This window comes from Pseudomonas sp. MS15a(2019), from assembly GCF_013277805.1.
GTDB lineage: Bacteria > Pseudomonadota > Gammaproteobacteria > Pseudomonadales > Pseudomonadaceae > Chryseomonas > Chryseomonas benzopyrenica.
This window is the reverse complement of sequence record NZ_VBTN01000010.1, coordinates 114,700-131,873: the sequence shown is the minus strand read 5'-3', so window position 1 is coordinate 131,873 and position 17,174 is coordinate 114,700. Positions and strand designations below refer to the sequence as shown.

Sequence of the window (17,174 nt, the reverse complement as noted above, 5' to 3'; positions counted from 1 at the left end):
ACGGCACCAGCCGCCCTCGTGGATAAGGCCCTGTCATGACCGATTCTCCTGCTGTGACCCCCAGCACCGCCGCCCAGGCGCGGCGCTCCTGCACCAAGGCGCCCACCGCGCCGCCAGCCACGCTCTTCCTGTTCGGTGCCAATGGCGACCTGGTCAAGCGACTGCTGATCCCCTCGCTGTACAACCTGCTGCGTGACGGTCTGCTCGATGACCGCACCCAGATCATCGGTGTCGACCACAATCCCAACACCGACGAAGGTTTTGCCGACCGCCTGGAAGCCTTCATCCGTGACCAGGCCGAAGCCAAGGGCAAGTCCCGGGACGAGGCGCTGGATGCCGATCTCTGGGGCCTGCTGCGCGGACGTATCCGCTATCTGCAGGGCGATTTCCTCGAAGACGCCACCTATCAGGCAGTGGGTGAGCGTATCGCCCAGGCCGATACCGACAACGCCGTCTTCTACCTGGCCACCGCCGCGCGCTTCTTTGGCGATGTGGCCGAGCGCCTGGGCAAGGCCGGGCTGCTGGAAGAACGCGAAGACGCCTACCGCCGACTGGTGGTGGAAAAGCCCTTTGGCGCCGACTTGGCCAGCGCCCAGGCGCTCAACCAGCGCCTGCTGGCGAACATGGAAGAAAAGCAGATCTATCGGATCGACCACTACCTGGGCAAGGAGACGGTGCAGAACATCCTGGTCAGCCGTTTCTCCAACGCCCTGTTCGAATCGTTCTGGAACAACCACTACATCGACCATGTGCAGATCACCGCAGCGGAAACCGTGGGCGTGGAGTCGCGTGGCGATTTCTACGAGAAGACTGGCACCCTGAGGGACATGGTGCCCAATCATCTGTTCCAGCTGCTGGCCATGGTCGCCATGGAGCCGCCGGCGTCCTTCAACGCCACCTCGGTGCGCGATGAGAAGGCCAAGGTGGTGGGTGCCATCCGGCCCCAGACCACCGAAGAGGCCCTGGTCAATTCGGTGCGCGGTCAGTACGCCGCCGGGACCATGAATGACAAGCCGGTGAAAGGCTATCGCGAGGAAGAGCGGGTCGATCCGCAAAGCCAGACCGAGACCTATGTGGCGCTCAAGCTGTTCGTCGATAACTGGCGTTGGGCCGGGGTGCCCTTCTACCTACGTACCGGCAAACGCCTGACCGCGCGCGACACCGAGATCGCCATCTGCTTCAAGCACGCGCCCTATGCGCAATTCCGCGATACCAAGATTGACCGGATGAAGCCCAACTACCTGATCATCCAGATCCAGCCCGACGAAGGCATGTGGTTCGATTTCCATGCCAAGCGCCCGGGGCCCCTGGTGGAGCTGGAAAACATCCGCATGGGCTTCGCCTATACCGACTTCTTCGAGATGCAGCCGTCCACCGGCTACGAAACTCTGATCTACGATTCCCTGATCGGTGACCAGACGCTGTTCCAGCGCGCCGACAACATCGAGAACGGTTGGCGCGCCGTGCAGCCGTTCCTCGACGCCTGGCAGCAGGGCGGTGAGGTGGAAAGCTATGCCGCGGGCAGCGCCGGTCCCGCCGGTGCCGACGAACTTCTGCAAAAGGACGGCCGCTCATGGCATCCCCTGACCTGATCCCCATCGACCTGCTGGTGTCGGATATCGATGGCACCCTGGTGCGTGACGACAAGAGCCTGAGCGAGGCGGTGATCGCTGCCGTCAAGCGGCTCCAGGCGTCTGGTAAAGCCATCACCCTGGTCAGCAGCCGCCCTCCGCGGGCGCTGCTGCCGCTGGTGCGGCAGCTGGGCATCGACCAGGCGGTGGCCGGGTTCAATGGCGGCAATCTGGTGGAAGCGGATGGCACCCTGATCCGCGCCCATCGGTTGGCGGAGCAGGTCACCCGCGAGGTGCTGGAGCGCCTTGAGCGCGAGGCCTTCGAAGTCTGGCTGTTCGCCGACGACCTCTGGCTGACCCGCGACGGGGAGGGGCCCTACGTCCCCCGCGAGACCCGGGCACTGGGCTATGGCCCCACCGTCGTGGACTCCTTCGAACCCTACTTGGATCGCGTCGACAAGATCGTCGCGGCCGGTAGCGATCACGCCGGCCTGGAAGCCCTGGAGGGCGAACTGGGTGAGCGGCTGGGGGAGGGCGCCACGGTATTGCGCTCCCAGCTCTATTACCTCGACATCACCCACCCCAAGGCCAACAAGGGCGATGCCCTCATCGAGCTGGCCCAGGCCGCGGGCGTGCCCGTGGCGCGCACTGCGGCCATTGGCGATGGCAGCAACGACGTGCCCATGTTCCGCCAGGCGGGCCTGGCCATCGCCATGGGCCAGGCCGGCGCAGGAGTGCGGGAAGCGGCCGACCGGGTCACCGCCAGCAATCAGGAAGACGGCCTGGCCCAGGCCATCGATCGGTGGATCCTGGGGAGCTGATGGCTGGTTGGTGATGTTGGGCTTCGCGGCGCTCAACCCAACCTACGTGTCGGTAGTCCTGTAGGTTGGGTTGAGCGCAGCGAAGCCCAACAAGGCTCACCCTCGACCATGTGGAAAAGGCTGCGCCATTTACCTCCTTGCTACAGGGCCCGCCTGTGCGCCTCCTCTCTCCTTGGGAAAGGGCCGGGGTGAGCGCCACCCAAACCCCGCGCTACCCCCCGTTCTCCGCCCGATACCCCCGCACATGCTCCACCAGCGCCCGCAGCTTGGGCGCCAGGTTGTGGCGATTCGGATAGTAGAGATAGAAGCCGGGAAAGGGCGGCAGGTAATCTTCCAGCACCCGCTCCAGTTCGCCACGGTCCAGATAGGGCCTGAAGGTGTCCTCCATGCCAAAGGTGATGCCGCCGCCGGCCAGGGCGGTGCGTACCATCAGCAGCATGTCGTTGGTGGTGATCCGGGGTGCAACCGCCACATCGAAGGCGCGACCGTTCTCGCTGAATTCCCAGCGCCAGGGCGCCACCTCCGGTGCCGGGCGCCAGCCGATGCAGCGGTGGTCCGCCAGGTCACGCGGATGCCGAGGTCGGCCATGACGGGCGAAATAGCCTGGGGTCGCCACCGCCACTTCGCGCTGCGGTCCGGTCACTGGAATGGCGATCATGTCCTGCTCGATCACCTCGCCCAGCCGTACGCCGGCATCGAAACCACGGGCGACGATATCGAATTCCTCGTCGGTAACGGTGATGTCCAGGGTCACCTCCGGATAGGCCTCGACGAAGCCGGCCAGCAGCGGGCCATCGAGAAAGCGCTCGGCGATGGAGGTGACCGCGACCCGCAACAGGCCCCGCGGTGGTCCGGCGTGGCTAGCGTCTTCCAGGGCGCCCAGCAGACCGGCCAGGGGGCCTGCGACCTGCCGTTGCAAGCGTTCACCGGCCTCGGTCAGGCGCACGCTACGGGTGGTGCGCTGCACCAGCGAACTGCCCAGTTCGTCTTCCAGACGGCGGATGGCCTGGCTGACCGCGGAGCGACTGACGCCCAGGCGATCAGCTGCCACCCGGAAATTCTCGGCCGTGGCCACCACGACGAAGACCTTGAGCAGATTCAGATCAGTGTGCATTGGTGAGTCTGGCTAACCATGGCAGTCAGGAGCGGGGGAATTATCACGACAATGAGCCTTCGCTAAGGTGGTGGCAAGCCTGGAAGGGCGCAGTGCTGGAAGGGCACGCAGCTGACCAGCAGGTCGTCCAGGCAATCCACCCCAATTCGAAAGGAACACCTCATGACTATCGACAAGGTCGTACTCATCACCGGCGCCTCCAGTGGCATAGGCGCGGGCATCGCGCGTGAACTGGGCGCGGCCGGCTGCAAGCTGCTGCTTGGCGCTCGCCGTATCGACAGGTTGGAGGCCCTGGCAGCCGAGATCAACGCCGCGGGTGGCGAAGCCGCCTGCCGCCGGCTGGACGTCACCGACAGCGCCGACGTGGCCGCCTTCGCCGAGGCGGCTCGCGAGCGCTGGGGCCGGGTGGACGTCATCGTCAACAACGCCGGGATCATGCCGCTGTCGCCCCTGGCCTCGCTCAAGACCGAAGAGTGGATGCATATGGTCGACGTCAACATCAAGGGCGTGCTCAACGGCATCGCCGCGGTGCTGCCGGAATTCACCGCGCGCGGCGCTGGCCACGTCATCAACCTGGGCTCCATCGGCGCCCTGTCGGTGGTGCCCACGGCGGCGGTCTATTGCGCCACCAAGCACGCGGTACGGGCGATCTCCGAAGGACTACGGCAGGAGCGTGACGATCTGCGGGTCACCTGCATCCATCCGGGCGTGGTGGAAAGCGAGCTGGCCTCGACCATCACCGATGCGGCGACGCGAGCGATGATGGACGGCTACCGCGCCATCGCCCTGCAGCCCGACGCCATCGGCCGGGCCGTGCGCTACGCCATCGAGCAGCCGGACGACGTGGACGTCAACGAGATCGTGGTCCGCCCGACCCGCAGCGCCAACTAGACCGTTTCGGCCAGGGCTTCGAGAAAGCGCTCCAGCACCAGATTGGGCCGCCGTCCCTTGCGGGTGACGGCGGCCAGGGTGGTGTCGAAGTGGAAGCGTTCGGGATCGAGGGCACGCAACTGGCCCTGGGCCACCCAGGGCTGGGCGACGTGGTCGGGCAGGTAGCCGATGTAGCAGCCGGTGAGGATGAGAAAGGCCACGCCTTCGCGATCCGAGGCCCGCGCCGTGCAATTCAGCGCGGCATGGCGCTCGTGGCCGTCCTGGTTGAGCAGATGGTTGGGGCCTACCGCATCCTGGGTGGCCAGGGTGCTCTCGTCCAGCGCCGCGTCGGCCACCGCGAACAGCGGATGACTGCGGCTGCAATAGAGCAGCGCGCGCTCTTCGTAGAGCGGCAGGTAGTCGAGACCGGCCAGGGCATTGATCAGCGGCAGCACGCCCAGGTGCAGGTGGCCGTCGAGCACGCCGGTCTCGATCTCGCCGGGCAGGGTCATGCCGATGTTGACCACCACCCCCGGCGCAGCACGCTTGAGCGCCGCCAGGGCATGGGTGATGCGCATGTGCGGCTGGGTCACCAGGTTGTTGATGATGCCCAGGTTCAGCTCGCCACGCAGGTGCTGGTGCAGCTGGTTGACCTCGCTGCGAAAGCCTTCCAGGGCGGCGAACAGCGACTGGCTGGCCTTGAGCACCTCGCGGCCTTCGTCGGTCAGCGAGAAGCCGGCGCGACCGCGCTGGCAGAGGCGCATGCCCAGGCGCTTTTCCAGGTCGTTCATGTGCAGGCTGATGGCCGAGCGGGTGATGCCCAGGCGACCTTCGGCGGCGGTGAAGCTGCCGCATTCCACCACCGTCTTGAACAGCCGCAGCAGTCGGATCTCGAAATCGCCGACTTGGGCGAGCAGGGCCTTGCGCGTCGTCTTCATGGCTGCCACCGCAAATGCGGGACAGCATAAGGCGCCGCTTGGCACGGCGCCAGCGACTGGCTTCAGGCGCCGATCAACACCCGGCTGCGCTGCTGGCTGACCTGCTTGACCAGCCAGACTGCGGCGATGCAGCAGAGCAAGGTGATCAATGTCAGGCACAGGCGAGTGCCCAGGTACTGGGCGAAGTTCTGCTCACCCAGCAGGCGGCCGAGCACCCGATAGGCGCCGGCGAGATAGCCGTGCAGAAAATAGATGGCGAAGCTGTAGGCACCGAGCAGGGCCATACCCTTGGCCAGGCGGCCGTCCGTACGTCCCGTGGTCTTGACCTGCTGGCTGAAGACGGCGAAGAGCAACAGGCACAGCGCCAGTTTCTGCAGGCCATAGAAGGCACTGTCGAGTACCGCCGCACCGCTCAGCAGCACCAGGGCCGCCAGCAGCCAGTAGCGCGCCTGGGGACGCTGCAGGCGTTCGCGCTGTTCGCAGGCCAGCATGCCGCAGAGGTAGATCGGCAGGAAATGCAGGGCGGCCAGCAGCGGATCGGCATCATTGGCCGGGCGGTCGGACACCAGGAAATAGAGCAGGCCGACCATGGTCGCCGCCGGCAACAGGCCACGCTGGACGATCCACTCCAGGACCGGCGCGAGCAGGAAGATCAGCGTCAGTGCCGGGATGAACCACAGCGGGCCCAGGTGGGCGCCAGTGGCCAGCAGCAGGGCGGTCTGGGCGAAGGGCGGCCAGTCATGGAAGGCGTTCATGTCGATCCACTCATGCTCCTGCTTGAGCCCGGAAACATAGAGCAGCACGGCAGGAATCGAGATCAGCAGGTAGGGCAGGATGACGTTCTGCAGCTTCTTGCCCAGATAGACCTGGTAGCTGTATTTGCCGAGGTTGTAGCGAAAGAAGAAACCGGAGAGGGCGACGAAGATGCAGGTGGTTTCCAGCGATAGCAGATTCAATGCGATCTGCTGGTGCTCGGTGGTCTGGTAGCTGCCCACGGTCATATGGTGGAAAACGATGAGGACGGCCGCCAGGCCGCGGATCCAGTTGAGCTGAATCAGCATGGAGAGGTTTCCTTGAGGAATAGGTAAACCACGCGCTCTGCCTCGGAGGAGGGGCACGGGTTAGCGAAAGCGGACAGTGGGGTACGCGGCAGAGACGGCGGACAGGCTACCGCGCCCGGCAGGACTACGCGCCGGGAAAAGAGGTGAGGCGAGGAGGCCTCGGCGCCACGGGACTACGGTGGCAGGCGGCCAGCTTAAAGTGTTTCAGGCAAATTACTGATTACTAATCAAATTTGTTGTTTTCAAGATGTTTCTGTCAATGGAGTTGGCACGCCCATGACCTCTGGTCAGGGGTTTCTCAGTCATGGATCGAAGCTGACGTTGGGTCTGGCAGGCACACCAAGCAGGGCTCATTGTCAGCCCACTGCCATACCGCGCAACAGATCCTGTTCGAGAAAGCTGAGAAAGCGCTGGCGGAACAGCATGGTGTGTTCATGGGCTGCGGCTTCGGCCTCGTCGCCGTCCTGGTGTTCGATAGCGGCGACGATACGATCATGGTCGCGACCGAGCTGGGTGGAGCCAGCACTGTTCATGATGTAGTCGAAGTGCAGGTGTAGCAATCGCTGTCCCTCGCCCAGCAATCGGTCGTAGCTGGCCGTGAGATAGGCATTCTTGCCGGCACGGGCGATCTCCAGGTGGAAAGCCTTGTTCAGTTCCGACATGGCCTGGAAGTCACCGCTAGCGACCGCGTCCAGGTAGCGCGCGTCCGCCTGTTTGATCAGGTCCAGCTCGCGCGGTGTCCGCCTGATGGCGGCCAGGCGGGTTACGGCGCGCTGCAATAGATCCAGCGCGGACACGTAGTTGGGGAATTCCTCGATCTCGAAGGGCGTTACCAGCAGGGTGCGATTGGGCAGGATGGTGACCAGGCCCTCGCTTGCCAGGCGCGCCAGGGCGTCGCGGACCGGCGAGCGTGACAGCCCGAACTGGGTGGCCAGCGATGTTTCGTCCAGGGGCATCCCTGGTTTGAGCTGCAGGGTGAGAATCTGCCGGCGCAGCTCTTCATAGATGTAACGCCCACCGTGACGGCGGGCGGCAACGGTGGGATCAGCGTCTTTGGGAGCCATCGAGGAGTTCTTCACGCTCGGAGGTTGGAGGGCCAGTCTAGCATCGCGTTTGCAGCGCTAACCGAACCCGGCGCCCCAGGTATCGCTGAGCATGAAGCCGGCGGCGAGCGGATCATCCGGATCAATGCCGAGTTGCTGTAGCCCATAGAGCCAGGCACGCCCAGTGACCCTGGGCAGGACCGCTGGCCGACCCGCCACTTCGGTCAGTCCGCGCAAGCCAAGCGTGAATTCACCGCCAATGGTCGAGCGTGAGGTGAGCTGATCGCCTACCGCGACCAGTCCGCGCGCGGCGAGGGTGGCCAGATTCGCCGAGCTGCCGGTGCCGCAGGGGGAGCGATCCACCCGGCCTGGCGGCAGGGTGGTGCAGGTCTGGTAGGTGCGGGCGTCCAGGCGCTTGCGGAACATCACGTAGGCGATCTCGTTCACGCTGGGCAGCAAGGGATGCTGTACGCGCACCTGTCGCCCGATCTCGTCCTTGAGCGCCACACCCAGTTCCGCCAGGGCGCGGGCATGCTTCGGCGCGATGCTCAGCCCGACCTGATCGACATCGATCAGCGCGTAGTAGACCCCACCGAAGGCCACGTCTACCGTCAGGGTGCCATGCTGGGCGGTAGGGACCTGCAGATCCAGCGCCTCGACGAAGGCCGGCACCATGTCCAGGGAGACATTCAGGCAGCGGCCGTCACGGCACTCGGCCTGGGCCACCACCAGACCGGCCGGTGTATCCAGCGTCACGGTGGTCAGCGGCTCCTGCATCGGCAGGATACCCAGCTCCAGCAGCGCCGTGACCACGCAGATGCAGTTGCTGCCCGACATGGGATGGGCCTTGTCCGCCTGCAGCACGATGAACCCCGCCTGGGCCTCCGGGCGGGTCGGCGGCAGCAGCAGATTGACCGACATCTGCAGGCAGCCCCGCGGCTCCAAGGTCACCAGGCGCCGCAGGCTGTCATCCACCTCGTTGATATGGTTCATCTTGTCGAGCATGGTCCGCCCGGGCACGTCCAGCACGCCCCCGGTGATGACCTTGCCGATCTCGCCTTCGCAGTGGACTTCCGCCAGCTGCAGGGTCTTCTTCCAGCGCATGATGGGCGTCCTATTTGATGTACCAGCCCCAGGGCTGGTCGCTGTCGTAGCGGGTGATCTGCTTGGTTTCCAGGTGGTTCTGCAGACCCCATTCACCCAGTTCGCGACCGATGCCGCTCTGCTTGTAGCCGCCCCAGGGCGCCTCGGTAAAGGTCGGCTGCGAGCAGTTGATCCAGACGATGCCGGCACGCAGTGCGCGGGCCACCCGCTCGCAACGGTCCAGGTCGCGAGACATCACCGCGGCGGCCAGCCCGAAGCGGGAATCGTTGGCGCTGCGCACCGCCTCGGCTTCGCTGTCGAAGGGCCGCACGCAGACCACCGGACCGAAGATCTCCTCGCGCCAGATCCAGCTGTCCTCGGCCATATCGGCGAAGACCGTGGGTTGTACGTAGTACCCGGTGGGCAGCTGCGTGGGACGCTTACCGCCAGTGACCAGGCGGGCGCCTTCCTCTTCCCCCCGGGCGATGGCGGCCAGCACCTTCTCGTGCTGGCCACGGCTCACCAGGGGGCCCAGCAGCACGCCGGATTCGAGCCCCGGACCGATGGTGATGCGCTGGGCTTCCTGGGCCAGACGCTGCAGCAGCGATTCATAGAGATCTCGCTGCACCAGGACACGTGAGGTGGCCGAACAGACCTCGCCCTGGTTCCAGAAGATGCCGAACAGGATCCATTCGACCGCTGCTTCCAGGTCGGCGTCGGCGAAGATGACGAAGGGCGATTTACCGCCCAGCTCCAGGCTGATGTTTTTGATGTCGCGGGCCGCGGCCTGCATGATCCGGCTGCCGGTGGGCACGCTGCCGGTAAAGGCCAGCTTGTCGACGTCTGGATGCTCGGCCAGCGGAGCGCCCGCTTCGGCCCCCAGGCCGGTGACCACGTTGAGCACGCCGGCAGGCAGCCCGGCCTGGTGGCAGATGTCGGCCAGCTCCAGGGCGGTCAGCGGGGTCAGTTCCGAGGGCTTGAGCACCAGGGTGCAGCCGGCGGCCAGGGCCGGGGCGACCTTCCAGGCGGCCATCAGCAGCGGAAAGTTCCAGGGAATGATGGCCCCGGCCACGCCGATGGGTTCCTGGCGTGCGACGGCGCTGAAGCGTGCATCGCTCAGGGTGATGGCACGCTCGCGATCCCGGTCCAGGCGTTCGGCCTGGTCGGCGTAGAAGTCGAAGCAACCGGCGGCGTCGCCGATGTCCCACAGCGCTTCGGGAAGCGGTTTGCCGTTGTCGCGCACTTCCAGTTCGGCGAGTTGCTGCTGGCGCTCACGGATCGTTGCTGCGATGCGGCGCAGCACCGTCGCCCGTTCGGCGCCGCTCTGCCGCGGCCAGGGGCCTTCATCGAAGGCACGGCGGGCCGCGCGCACGGCCAGGTCGATGTCCTCGGCGGTCGCCGCGGCGACCTGGGCAAGGGGTGTCTCGAGGGCCGGGTCGAAGGTCTCGAAGGTGCCGCCGCGCAGGGGGCGCACCCATTGGCCGTCGATGTACAGGTGGTCATAGGAAGCCATCGGCGAAGTCCTGTCAGAAGCGCGAGGCGCGGAAAGGGTGGAGGTCGAGGGAGGTGGCACGACCGCTGGCGAGATCGGCGATGAGTCGCCCGGTGGTGGCGCCCAGGGTCAGGCCGAGTTGGCCATGGCCGAAGGCGAGCAGTACGTTGGGCAGGCGCTGGCTGCGGTCGATGATCGGTTTGGTGTCGGGCAGGAAGGGGCGATAGCCGATGCCGTATTCGAAGTCGGTCGTACGCAGCTGCGGCAGCACGCGCCGTGCCTTCTCCAGGATGATGTCGGCCCGTGCGAAGTTGGGTTTGGCGCCTTCACCGGCGAATTCGATGGTGCCGCCGATCTGCAGCCCGCGCGTCATGGGCGCGAAGCAGAAACCGCCATCGGCATAGATGGTGGAGTGGTGGATTTCGACCTCGGGCTCTGGCAGGACCACCTGGTAGCCGGCGATTCCCGCCAGGGGGATGGAGAGTCCGAGTTGGCCGAAGAAGGCCCGTGAGCCATTGCCTGCGGCGATGACCACTCGCTCGGCCGGCAGTCGTCTTCCGTCGGCCAGGGTCACCCCGGTGGCCTGACCCTGATGTTCGTCGAGGCGCGCGACTCTTTCGCGGATCCGACGTCCGCCAGCCTGCTCGAAGCTGGCGGTGAGGGCGGCGATGAAGCCTTCGGTGTCGCTGACCGCGCGCCAGTCGGGAAACAACAGACCGTGCTTGAAGCGGCCGGCCAGGGACGGTTCCAGATCGGCGATGGCGGCGGCGTCCAGTTCTTCCACCTGAAAGCCCAGCCGCTCGCGCAGCTCGAAATGATGGCGCTCCTGGGCCAGTCCCTGGGGCGTGTCGAACACTTCGAGAATGGGGCGCTCGCCAAGCAGGCGCTTGTCAGGACAGGCCTCCAGCAGCACGGCGTAGTCGTGGTAGACCTCCCGGGTCAGGGTCGCCAGTTCCGCGGCGATCGCCTGGATGCGCGTGGGCCGGGCGCAGGCCAGGAAGCGCAGGAACCACGGCAGGATGCTGGGCAAGGCGCTGGGCCGCAGGGCCAGCGGACCCTGCTGGTCCAGCAGCCAGCCGGGGATCCTCTTCAGGATGCCCGGCTTGGAAAGGGGGACCACCTCGCTGACGGCCATCTGGCCGCAGCTCCACTTGGCCGTGCTGTCGCCCGGTGCGGCGGGATCGATCAGCGTGACCGCCAGGCCATCGCGTTGCAGCCAGAGGGCGCAGCACACCCCGACGATACCGCCCCCGACGACGATCGCGGTCCTGGGAACGCCTGACTCCTGATTCATAGTGCTCTCTCGCTGGATGACTGCCTGACGCGCGGACCGGATGGCCAACCCTGCCAGGCCGGCGCAGAGGCGTCCACGCTAGGGGCGCAAGACGCCGCTCGCGTTCTCCACACCTGGCCTTGGGCGCCGTTGAAGCTTGGGCTCATGGAAATCCTCCGCCTACCCCATGGCAGCGGGGTAGGCTCTGGGTCAGCGCTGAGAGGCTTCGAAGACGGCGCGGAATTCGGCTTTCTCGGCGTCGCTCAGCGGCAGCAGCGGCAGCCGGGCATTGCCGGAATTGAAGCCAGCCAGCTCGCAGCCGTATTTCACCTTCTGGATGAATTTGCCCTGTTCCATGCTCGCCATCACCGGGAACAGCGAGCGCATTACCGCCTGGGCACCCTGGATGTCGCCGGCGGTGAAGGCCTTGTGGAAGGCGACGATTTGATCTGGGAAGCAGTTGGCCGGGCCGCAGATCCAGCTGGTGGCGCCCCACAGAAAGAAGTCCAGCGCCTGGTCGTCCGAGCCGCAGGACAACTGGTAGTCGCCCTTGAAGGTCTCGGTGACCTCAATGGCGCGTAGCAGGTTGCCGGAGCTTTCCTTGATGCCGATGACACGCGGATGGTCGCGGAAGGCTGCCAGTACCGAGGTGCCCACCTCGACGTTGGTGCGTATCGGGTAGTTGTAGAGGATGACGTTGATGTCGGCGAAGGTATCCAGCACGACCTGATAATGGTTGATCAGCTCTTCCTGGGTCGGCAGCGCATAGAAGGGCGGGGCGAGCAGGATGTTGCGGAAGCCGCATTCGATGGCCTGGCGAATCTGCTCGATCACCTCACGGGTGCTGGCTCCGTTGCAGTTGGCGATCAGGGTACCCTTGCCTTCGGCTACCTCCTTGACCGTCTGCAGGACCAGGCGGCGTTCGGCGTTGTCGAGGGCGTAGTACTCGCCGGTGGAACCCAGGGCGACGAAGCCGGATACCCCGGCTTTGAGCTGATACTCGACGATGGAGGCGAGCGTCGCGCAATCGACGTGGCCGGCCTGGTCGAAGGGGGTGACGAGAGCGGGAAGGATGCCGTGCATGTTCATGGAATTACCTCTTCGGGATGGGCGATCAGTAGGCGAAGCGTCGCAACAGCCGGGCCTCGACGAGGCCGACCAGACGGGTCAGGGGAAAGGCGATGCAGAAGTAGATGACGGCCACCGCCGAGAGGAACTCGACCGGACGCGCCGTGCTGTTGGAAAGGTTCTGGCCGACGAACATCAGGTCCGCCACCCCGACCGAGGAGATCAGGGCGCTTTCCTTGAACAGGCTGATGACGTTCGAGAGTAACGGCGGGATGGCGCGCAGCAGCGCCTGGGGAAAGATGACGTAGAGGACCTTCACCCCGGGCGACAGGCCGAGGGCCACGCAGGCATCGTGCTGCTCGCCGGCGATGGACTTGAGCGCGCCGCGAAAGGTCTCGCTGGTGATGGCCGCCATGAACAGCGTGAGGGAGATCACCACCGAGACATAGGGTGAGATCGACAGGCCGAACACCACGGGAAAGCAGAAGAACACCCAGAACAGTTGGATCAGCAGGGGAGTGCCGCGAAAGAACTCCACATAGAGCCGGACCGGCGCCCGCAGCAGGCGGCTGGGCGCCAGCTGCATCAGGCTCAGCCCGAAGCCCAGCAGGCTGCCCACCAGGGCGCAGCCGAGGGTGATGGTCAAGGTCAGTCCCAGCCCCTTGAGCAGCACCTGCCAGTAGCCGAGGACGATGGAGAAGTCGAGTTGCATATCCATCTCAGCGCTCCAGGGCCGCGTCTTGGCGGCGTTCGACGAGGCGCACCAGCTGGGCGATCGGCAATGACAGGGCGAAGTAGATCAGGGCGATCAGCGAGTAGGTTTCCAGCGGGCGATAGGCTTCGGTGGCGATGGACTTGCCGATGTACATCAGGTCGGCCACGGCCACGATGGCGACCAGGGCGCTCTGCTGGAGGATGCCGATGCCATTGGTCATCAGTACCGGCAGGGCGCTGCGCAGCGCCTGCGGCAGTACCACATAGAGGGTGCGATTCAAGGGCCCCAGGCCGAGGGCGACGCTGGCATCCAGATGCTCACGCGGCACGGCCTGTACGCCGGCGCGGTAGGCCTCGGCATTGAAGGCGGTGAGGTTAAGGCCCAGCGCCAGCACGCCCATGGTGATGGGGTCGACGAAGACGTTGAACAGCATGGGCACGCAATAGAAGAACCAGACGATCTGCAGCAGGACCGGGGTGCAGCGGAAGAACTCGATGAACAGCTGGGCAGGCAGCCGTACCAGGCGCCAGCGATTCAGGGTCAGCAGGCAAAGCAGGAAACCCATCACCAGGCCCATGAGATTGGCGGCCAGGGCGAGTTGCAGGGTCACCTTGAGGCCCTGCCAGAGCGGGCCCAGGGTGCCGTTGAGAAAATGAAAGTCGAATTGGTAGTTCATGGCGCCGTCCTCAATCCAGGTGCAGGACCTTTTCCAGGAATTCCCGGGTGCGGGGCTCGCGCGGACGTCTGAACAGTTCCTCGGGCGGGCCTTCCTCGACCGGTCGGCCGTTGGCGCAGAACACCACGCGGGTCGCGATGTGCTTGGCGAAGTGCATGTCGTGGGTGACGATGATCATCGCCATGCGCTGCTCGGCCAGCTGCAGCATCACGTTCTGCACCTCGATCACCATTTCCGGGTCGAGGGCGGAGGTGACCTCGTCGAAGAGCATCAGCGCCGGTTCCAGCATCAGCGCGCGGGCGATGGCGACGCGCTGCTTCTGGCCACCCGACAGCTGGCTGGGATAAGCGTGCAGCTTGCTTTCCAGGCCCAGTCGGGCGAGGTACAGCCGAGCCTTTTCGGTGGCTTCGGCGCGCGACAATCCGCGTACCTTCATGGGCGCCAGGACCAGATTGCCCAGCACCGACAGGTGGGGAAACAGGGTGTAGTGCTGGAAGACCATGCCGATCTGCCGGTGCAGTTCTCGATCCAGCACCTGACTACGTCCGTTGCGACCTTCTATATAGGGCTGGCCCTGGAAGTGGATGCGGCCGTCCTGGATGCTTTCCAGCCCCATCATCACGCGCAGCAGCGAACTCTTGCCGCTGCCACTCGGGCCGATGATCACCAGACGGTCGTCGGCACGCATGTCCAGGCAGAAGTCGTCCATGACCTTGAGCTCCGGACCATAGCTCTTGCACACGTGCTGGAACTGGACGAAGCCATCGGGACCCGGGCGGGTCTCCGGTGCGGCGGTGGCAAGGGGCGTCGGCATGATGGAAACGGCTTTCATAGGGGCGAACTCCGGTAAGGACTCGTCAGGACGAGTCCTTTGTCTCAGCGGCGGGTTACGGGGCTTTCTGGGCGTTGACCTGCTCGGAGGCCTTGTCCACGAGGGCGGCGATCTCACCCGTCTCGCGACGCTGGGTGAGATAGATGTTCAACACCTGCATGTCGACCCAGGAGATGTCGCGGCGCACGCCGAAGGCCACGCCCTGCTTGGCCAGCGCCGGCTTGGGCATTACTTCTTTGGCCCAGGTGGGGTTGGCGATGGCGAAGAGGTGATTGGTGTCGCTGGCATCGACCAGCACGTCGGCGCGGCGCGACATCACCGCCAGACGTGTCTCGTCCATACCGGGCAGACGCATCACGGTCCCTTGCCTGATGACGGCGGAAATCGCCTTGTCCGCGGCCGTACCGGACATCACTGCGAAGGTCACGCCGGGTTTGTCGTAGTCCGTCAAGGTCTCGCCGGCCTGGGCCAGCTTGGGGTTGTCCTTGTTCAGCAACAGCGAGATCTGATAGTCGGTGGCGGCCGTGCTGAAGGCCACGGCCAGGGCCCGCTCGGGTGTCTGGTTGAGTGCCATGGCCAGATCCCACTTGCCGCCCTGCAGGCCGGCGACCAGGTTGTCCCAGTTGGTGTCGACGAACTCCACCTTGACCTTGAGCACTCGCTCGCCGAAGTCACGGCACAGATCGACGAAGTAGCCGCTGTATTTCGCCGAGGCGGCATCGCGCATCACATAGGGCGCGGCGACTGCGGCCCCGCATTTCAAGACGCCGGCTTTCTGGACCTGCTGCCACACGCCGGCCTGCTCGGCCTGAGCGGCCGGCTGCCAGAGCAGGGCGCCGGCGATTGCCAGACTACCCAGGACTGCACGAAGGGATTGCGAACGCGATAGACGCCGAGCCATAGCTGCTACTCCATTTGGACGATTGTTATAGGCAGGAGGCAAAAAAGCTTTTTTGTGTGTGTAGTTGTATTCAGCGCTGCATGCAGATTAGGAGTGGCGAATTGGGACTGTCAACGGGCTTCCTCAGCAGCGCTGCCGTAAAAGTGCTGCAGCTCCAGTTGAGCTCAGCCGGTAAATCCTTGATATGCCGAAATAAAAGGCTACTCACCGCGGCAGGAAAAAAATTTCCCAAAAACGGAACCAGAGAATTAACGTGATTTTTACTGAATCCAAGTGTGAGAAAAAAACCATTTAACTCACGCAAAGCTGAACGTACTCTGCAGGCTCAACGTCACCGCTCCGAGGCCCTGTCATGAACCAGCCGCTGACCGTTTCCCCACCCGTCGCCGCGCAGCTCAATCTGCGCGCCCACTGGATGCCCTTCACCGCCAATCGCGCCTTCCAGAAGGATCCGCGCATCGTGGTGGCCGCTGAGGGCAGCTGGCTGACGGACGACCAGGGTCGGCGCATCTACGACAGCCTCTCCGGACTCTGGACCTGCGGCGCCGGTCACTCGCGCAAGGAGATCCAGGAGGCCGTGGCACGTCAGCTGGGTACCCTCGACTATTCGCCAGGCTTCCAGTACGGCCATCCGCTGTCCTTCCAGCTGGCCGAAAAGATGGCCGAACTGACTCCGGCCGGTCTGGATCATGTCTTCTTCACCGGCTCGGGTTCCGAGAGCGCCGACACCTCGGTCAAGCTGGCGCGGGCCTACTGGCGCATCAAGGGTCAACCGGCCAAGACCAAGCTGATCGGCCGGGCCCGCGGCTACCACGGCGTCAACATTGCCGGCACCAGCCTGGGCGGCATCGGCGGCAACCGGAAGCTGTACGGCTCCTTCATGGACGTCGACCATCTGCCCCATACCCTGCAACCGGGCATGGCCTTCACCAAGGGCATGGCCGAGACCGGCGGCGTCGAGTTGGCCAATGAACTGCTCAAGCTGATCGAGTTGCACGATGCCTCCAATATCGCGGCCGTCATCGTCGAGCCCATGTCCGGCTCGGCCGGGGTGATCGTGCCGCCGGTGGGCTATCTGCAGCGCCTGCGCGAGATCTGTACCCAGCACGACATCCTGCTGATCTTCGACGAGGTCATTACCGCCTTTGGCCGCATGGGTCGTCACACCGGCGCCGAATACTTCGGCGTGACGCCAGACCTAATGAACGTCGCCAAGCAAGTCACCAATGGCGCCGTACCCCTGGGGGCGGTAATCGCCAGCAGCGCCATCTATGACACCTTCATGAACCAGGCCACCCCTGAGCACATGGTCGAGTTTCCCCACGGCTACACCTATTCGGCCCATCCGGTGGCCTGTGCCGCGGGTCTGGCGGCGCTGGAGCTCATGGAGCGGGAGAACCTCGTACAACAGGCCGCCGAGTTGGCACCCAAGTTCGAGGCCTCGCTGCATGGCCTCAAGGGTGCCAAGCACGTGGTGGACATTCGCAATTGCGGCCTAGCCGGTGCCCTGCAGCTCGCCCCGCGCGATGGCGATGCGGTAATCCGCCCGTTCGAGGCCGGTATCGCCCTGTGGAAGGCCGGCTTCTATGTGCGTTTCGGTGGCGACACCCTGCAATTCGGGCCTACCTTCAACGCCAGGATCGAAGACCTGGATCGTGTCTTCGCCGCGGTCGGTGATGTCCTCAATCGCCTCGACTGACCCTCTTTCCGGCGCTC

16 protein-coding genes are annotated in these 17,174 nt (G+C 65.0%); 4 read left to right on the top strand and 12 right to left on the bottom strand.

Annotation, left to right across the window (positions count from 1 at the left end):
• Positions 1 to 35: 35 nt before the first annotated feature.
• On the top strand, positions 36 to 1,592 hold the full coding sequence (zwf, locus tag FEZ61_RS15060) for a glucose-6-phosphate dehydrogenase (RefSeq protein ID WP_173149277.1): 1,557 nt from the start codon (positions 36 to 38) through the stop codon (positions 1,590 to 1,592).
• Complete coding sequence (locus FEZ61_RS15055; RefSeq protein WP_064308351.1) at positions 1,574 to 2,392, top strand: Cof-type HAD-IIB family hydrolase; 819 nt, start codon at positions 1,574 to 1,576, stop codon at positions 2,390 to 2,392. The genes zwf and FEZ61_RS15055 overlap by 19 nt, the downstream gene beginning before the upstream one ends.
• A 211-nt stretch (positions 2,393 to 2,603) precedes the next feature.
• On the opposite strand, the gene FEZ61_RS15050 is transcribed toward FEZ61_RS15055, so the two are convergent.
• Complete coding sequence (locus FEZ61_RS15050) at positions 2,604 to 3,506, bottom strand: LysR family transcriptional regulator (RefSeq protein WP_093254797.1); 903 nt, start codon at positions 3,504 to 3,506, stop codon at positions 2,604 to 2,606.
• 162 nt (positions 3,507 to 3,668) lie between these two features.
• Between FEZ61_RS15050 and FEZ61_RS15045 the strand changes: the two genes are divergently transcribed.
• A complete protein-coding gene (locus FEZ61_RS15045; RefSeq protein ID WP_173149275.1) occupies positions 3,669 to 4,397 on the top strand; it encodes an SDR family oxidoreductase in 729 nt (242 codons plus the stop codon).
• On the opposite strand, the gene FEZ61_RS15040 is transcribed toward FEZ61_RS15045, so the two are convergent.
• From FEZ61_RS15040 to FEZ61_RS14990, 11 genes are all read right to left on the bottom strand, one after another.
• Positions 4,394 to 5,314 (bottom strand): LysR family transcriptional regulator, encoded by a 921-nt coding sequence (locus tag FEZ61_RS15040; protein ID WP_064308348.1) that lies wholly within the window; start codon positions 5,312 to 5,314, stop codon positions 4,394 to 4,396. The genes FEZ61_RS15045 and FEZ61_RS15040 overlap by 4 nt on opposite strands.
• A gap of 62 nt (positions 5,315 to 5,376) precedes the next feature.
• Positions 5,377 to 6,375 (bottom strand): acyltransferase, encoded by a 999-nt coding sequence (locus FEZ61_RS15035; protein ID WP_017642036.1) that lies wholly within the window; start codon positions 6,373 to 6,375, stop codon positions 5,377 to 5,379.
• 356 nt (positions 6,376 to 6,731) lie between these two features.
• Positions 6,732 to 7,439, bottom strand: a complete 708-nt coding sequence (locus FEZ61_RS15030; protein ID WP_064308347.1) for a GntR family transcriptional regulator — start codon at positions 7,437 to 7,439, stop codon at positions 6,732 to 6,734.
• A gap of 57 nt (positions 7,440 to 7,496) precedes the next feature.
• On the bottom strand, positions 7,497 to 8,522 hold the full coding sequence (locus FEZ61_RS15025; RefSeq protein WP_173149273.1) for a proline racemase family protein: 1,026 nt from the start codon (positions 8,520 to 8,522) through the stop codon (positions 7,497 to 7,499).
• Between the two features lie 10 nt (positions 8,523 to 8,532).
• Positions 8,533 to 10,014: an aldehyde dehydrogenase family protein gene (locus FEZ61_RS15020; protein ID WP_173149271.1), complete on the bottom strand. Its 1,482-nt coding sequence runs from the start codon at positions 10,012 to 10,014 to the stop codon at positions 8,533 to 8,535.
• A 13-nt stretch (positions 10,015 to 10,027) separates the two neighbouring features.
• Positions 10,028 to 11,287: an FAD-dependent oxidoreductase gene (locus FEZ61_RS15015; protein WP_173149269.1), complete on the bottom strand. Its 1,260-nt coding sequence runs from the start codon at positions 11,285 to 11,287 to the stop codon at positions 10,028 to 10,030.
• Positions 11,288 to 11,476: 189 nt separating this feature from the next.
• A complete protein-coding gene (locus FEZ61_RS15010) occupies positions 11,477 to 12,355 on the bottom strand; it encodes a dihydrodipicolinate synthase family protein (protein WP_173149267.1) in 879 nt (292 codons plus the stop codon).
• 25 nt (positions 12,356 to 12,380) lie between these two features.
• Complete coding sequence (locus FEZ61_RS15005; RefSeq protein ID WP_173149645.1) at positions 12,381 to 13,046, bottom strand: amino acid ABC transporter permease; 666 nt, start codon at positions 13,044 to 13,046, stop codon at positions 12,381 to 12,383.
• A gap of 7 nt (positions 13,047 to 13,053) precedes the next feature.
• Positions 13,054 to 13,725: an amino acid ABC transporter permease gene (locus FEZ61_RS15000; protein ID WP_173149265.1), complete on the bottom strand. Its 672-nt coding sequence runs from the start codon at positions 13,723 to 13,725 to the stop codon at positions 13,054 to 13,056.
• Between the two features lie 10 nt (positions 13,726 to 13,735).
• Positions 13,736 to 14,539, bottom strand: a complete 804-nt coding sequence (locus tag FEZ61_RS14995; protein ID WP_201973621.1) for an amino acid ABC transporter ATP-binding protein — start codon at positions 14,537 to 14,539, stop codon at positions 13,736 to 13,738.
• A gap of 73 nt (positions 14,540 to 14,612) precedes the next feature.
• Complete coding sequence (locus FEZ61_RS14990) at positions 14,613 to 15,458, bottom strand: transporter substrate-binding domain-containing protein (protein ID WP_064308341.1); 846 nt, start codon at positions 15,456 to 15,458, stop codon at positions 14,613 to 14,615.
• Between the two features lie 352 nt (positions 15,459 to 15,810).
• On the opposite strand from FEZ61_RS14990, the gene FEZ61_RS14985 reads away from it, so the two are divergent.
• On the top strand, positions 15,811 to 17,157 hold the full coding sequence (locus FEZ61_RS14985) for an aspartate aminotransferase family protein (protein WP_017642046.1): 1,347 nt from the start codon (positions 15,811 to 15,813) through the stop codon (positions 17,155 to 17,157).
• Positions 17,158 to 17,174 lie beyond the last annotated feature (17 nt).

Coding starts and splice junctions, on each gene's coding strand:
- zwf (WP_173149277.1), top strand. CDS start 36: ATGACCGATTCTCCTGCTGTGACCCCCAGCACCGCCGCCCAGGCGCGG.
- FEZ61_RS15055 (WP_064308351.1), top strand. CDS start 1,574: ATGGCATCCCCTGACCTGATCCCCATCGACCTGCTGGTGTCGGATATC.
- FEZ61_RS15050 (WP_093254797.1), bottom strand. CDS start 3,506: ATGCACACTGATCTGAATCTGCTCAAGGTCTTCGTCGTGGTGGCCACG.
- FEZ61_RS15045 (WP_173149275.1), top strand. CDS start 3,669: ATGACTATCGACAAGGTCGTACTCATCACCGGCGCCTCCAGTGGCATA.
- FEZ61_RS15040 (WP_064308348.1), bottom strand. CDS start 5,314: ATGAAGACGACGCGCAAGGCCCTGCTCGCCCAAGTCGGCGATTTCGAG.
- FEZ61_RS15035 (WP_017642036.1), bottom strand. CDS start 6,375: ATGCTGATTCAGCTCAACTGGATCCGCGGCCTGGCGGCCGTCCTCATC.
- FEZ61_RS15030 (WP_064308347.1), bottom strand. CDS start 7,439: ATGGCTCCCAAAGACGCTGATCCCACCGTTGCCGCCCGCCGTCACGGT.
- FEZ61_RS15025 (WP_173149273.1), bottom strand. CDS start 8,522: ATGCGCTGGAAGAAGACCCTGCAGCTGGCGGAAGTCCACTGCGAAGGC.
- FEZ61_RS15020 (WP_173149271.1), bottom strand. CDS start 10,014: ATGGCTTCCTATGACCACCTGTACATCGACGGCCAATGGGTGCGCCCC.
- FEZ61_RS15015 (WP_173149269.1), bottom strand. CDS start 11,287: ATGAATCAGGAGTCAGGCGTTCCCAGGACCGCGATCGTCGTCGGGGGC.
- FEZ61_RS15010 (WP_173149267.1), bottom strand. CDS start 12,355: ATGAACATGCACGGCATCCTTCCCGCTCTCGTCACCCCCTTCGACCAG.
- FEZ61_RS15005 (WP_173149645.1), bottom strand. CDS start 13,046: ATGCAACTCGACTTCTCCATCGTCCTCGGCTACTGGCAGGTGCTGCTC.
- FEZ61_RS15000 (WP_173149265.1), bottom strand. CDS start 13,725: ATGAACTACCAATTCGACTTTCATTTTCTCAACGGCACCCTGGGCCCG.
- FEZ61_RS14995 (WP_201973621.1), bottom strand. CDS start 14,539: ATGCCGACGCCCCTTGCCACCGCCGCACCGGAGACCCGCCCGGGTCCC.
- FEZ61_RS14990 (WP_064308341.1), bottom strand. CDS start 15,458: ATGGCTCGGCGTCTATCGCGTTCGCAATCCCTTCGTGCAGTCCTGGGT.
- FEZ61_RS14985 (WP_017642046.1), top strand. CDS start 15,811: ATGAACCAGCCGCTGACCGTTTCCCCACCCGTCGCCGCGCAGCTCAAT.